General features: G+C 59.8%; 2 protein-coding genes. One reads left to right on the top strand and one right to left on the bottom strand.

All coding sequences use genetic code 11. The features are described from left to right. Nucleotides 1-207, bottom strand: a 207-nt coding sequence (locus AC1D0Z_RS23145; protein ID WP_477660469.1) for a hypothetical protein, incomplete at its 3' end; no start/stop codon positions are given. Nucleotides 208-234: 27 nt separating this feature from the next. On the opposite strand from AC1D0Z_RS23145, the gene AC1D0Z_RS23140 reads away from it, so the two are divergent. Further along, the coding region (locus AC1D0Z_RS23140; RefSeq protein WP_477660468.1) for a TatD family hydrolase at nucleotides 235-874 on the top strand (640 nt) is incomplete at its 3' end.

Genomic DNA, 874 nt, shown 5'->3' with positions numbered 1-874 from the left:
TCCTTGGGATATCAGTCGACGTTGGTTGACAGAGGTTGACGAAAAGAGATCGGGGACAAAACGGTAACGAAAAAAAACGATAGCGGGTTGCGCGTGCATTTCCTCACAAAAAAGCATAGCGTGTCCCGATTTCATTTCTGTGTCAACATCTTCCGCAAGCAAGGCCTGCGCCAGCTTGTCTCTTGTTTTGTACCTTTCTTTTTGCATCTCCGGTTGCCCTGCCGGATTGACTGAATGACTTTCTGGATAGACACACACTGCCATCTTGACGCCCCTGAACTGTCCGCCGATGTCGCCGAAGTTCGTGCGCGGGCAGCCGCTGCAGGCGTTACTCACTGCGTGCTGCCGGCCGTGGGCGTGTTTAATTTCGAGGCCGTCCGTGTGTTGGCGCACCGGTTTTCCGACAGCTATGCCCTGGGTATTCACCCGCTTTACGTGCCGCGCGCGCAAGAGGCTGATCTGCAGACGCTGGACAGCGAACTGGCGCTGAGGCGGTCCGACCCCCGGCTGGTCGCGGTAGGGGAAATCGGCCTCGACTATTTTGTGCCTGCCCTGACGCAAAGCCCGATGCGTGAACGCCAGGAGCACTTCTACCGCGAACAACTCAAACTGGCGCGCAAGCACGGCCTGCCGGTCATCCTGCATGTGCGGCGATCGGCGGACAAGCTGCTCAAGCACCTGCGCGACCTGGCGCCTGAAGGCGGGTGGCATGGCATCGGCCATGCGTTCAATGGCAGTGGGCAACAGGCGGCGGAGTTCGTCAAGCTGGGCCTGAAACTGGGCTTCGGCGGCGCCGTGACGTTTGAGCCGGCCCTGCAGCTCAGGCGCCTGGCGGCTGAGCTGCCCCTTGAGGCACTGGTGATGGAAACAGACT

It is taken from the genome of Polaromonas sp. P1_E3 (assembly GCF_056405935.1).
Note: the sequence above shows the minus strand (reverse complement) of the source record. Positions and strands in the feature narration are given on the sequence as shown.